Raw genomic sequence first — 1,357 nt, 5'->3', positions numbered from 1 at the left:
CGTAATTCAGAGAACGCCAGGCGATACTGCGTTTGTCGAGATGGAATCGCGGGTGATGTACAACTTAAAACGTCTGGAACTGCCACTCGAACAATTTGAGATTCAATCTTTTAGCGCTGTGATCCCCGACTATTCGATCTATCTGGCCTTTTCTCCAGAGATGAAACCTGAAGTACAACACTTTATTAATCAACGCCTGTCGGATCTAAAAGCCTCGGGAGAGATCGATAACATCGTCAAACACTATCTTTAACGCGCCTAGCCCTTTTACTGGTGCAGCTTTTGAGATCCCCACTAAAACGCCAGCCTTCTCAAGCTGGCGTTTTTATCTATTCGATTTGATACCCGCCAGAAACGATCATTCCGTTTGATCAACAAAATGGGGATCAAACATGTGCCCTAATTTGTTTGCTTTGGTTTTTAGATAGTGTTGGTTGCTTGGATTGCGACCTTCTTGCAGTGGCACACGCTCAACGACATTGATGTGCGCGTTTTTCAAAGCCGCAAGCTTACGGGGGTTGTTGGTCATCAGACGCACTTCGTCAATCCCTAAATGCTCTAACATCCCTTTGCAAAACGCATAGTCTCGCATATCAGCAGCAAACCCTAAACGCTCATTCGCCTCAACGGTATCCGCACCATCATCCTGCAAGTGATAGGCGCGAATTTTGTTGATTAAACCGATGCCACGTCCCTCCTGACGCAAATAGAGCAGCACGCCGCAACCCTCTTCAACGATGTTTTGCAACGCACGATTTAACTGAAAACCGCAATCGCAGCGGGTGCTAAATAGTGCGTCTCCAGTGAGACATTCAGAATGGAGCCGAATCAATGGCGCAGGCTGAGACGTCGGGTCGCCATACACCAGCGCGAGATGCTCCTTCCCTGTAGCCGTCTCGATGAAGCCGTGCATCATGAATGTGCCCCACTGAGTTGGCAGCTTGGCTTTGTCGATGAACTTAACCAAATTGTAAGGCTCGACATGTCGCAGCTCTGCGCGTACGTTCATCAAAATTTCTCCTAGGTGGTTCAAACCTTTACCGTCTCCCCCATCTCCCCAAAATGCGTCCTTGTGCGAATGCTCGGTAAGGCAAGCATTGCCCGTGCGCATCAGTTTCTGAGCAAGTTTCGGGTTTTGGAGGAATTTTTCTCGCACAATGAACGCCATAACTGAGAGCTTCATGTTGGCCCAATCGCTGCGAACGAGATGCTCGTACTGACGGCTTAACGCGAACGCTTCATCCGGCGATTGGGCTTTCTGAATTTTGGTTTGCAGTTGGGCATCAACAAATTTCTGAGCTTGATAGTAGTGTTCGCTGGTGGGCCAAGATTGGGAAGATATTTCGACGGGGGCATG

General features: G+C 48.7%; 1 protein-coding gene and 1 pseudogene. One reads left to right on the top strand and one right to left on the bottom strand.

Annotated elements, in window-relative coordinates; all coding sequences use genetic code 11:
• Positions 1-253, top strand: a pseudogene (locus tag R7P72_RS24500) (amino acid ABC transporter); the annotation flags it as partial.
• Positions 254-358: 105 nt separating this feature from the next.
• Here R7P72_RS24500 and ribA read toward each other — a convergent pair.
• On the bottom strand, positions 359-1,357 hold a 999-nt coding region (gene ribA / locus R7P72_RS24495), incomplete at its 5' end, for a GTP cyclohydrolase II (protein WP_318110896.1).

This window comes from Vibrio sp. Vb0888, from assembly GCF_033338835.1.
Lineage (GTDB): Bacteria > Pseudomonadota > Gammaproteobacteria > Enterobacterales > Vibrionaceae > Vibrio > Vibrio alginolyticus.
Note: the sequence above shows the minus strand (reverse complement) of the source record. Positions and strands in the feature narration are given on the sequence as shown.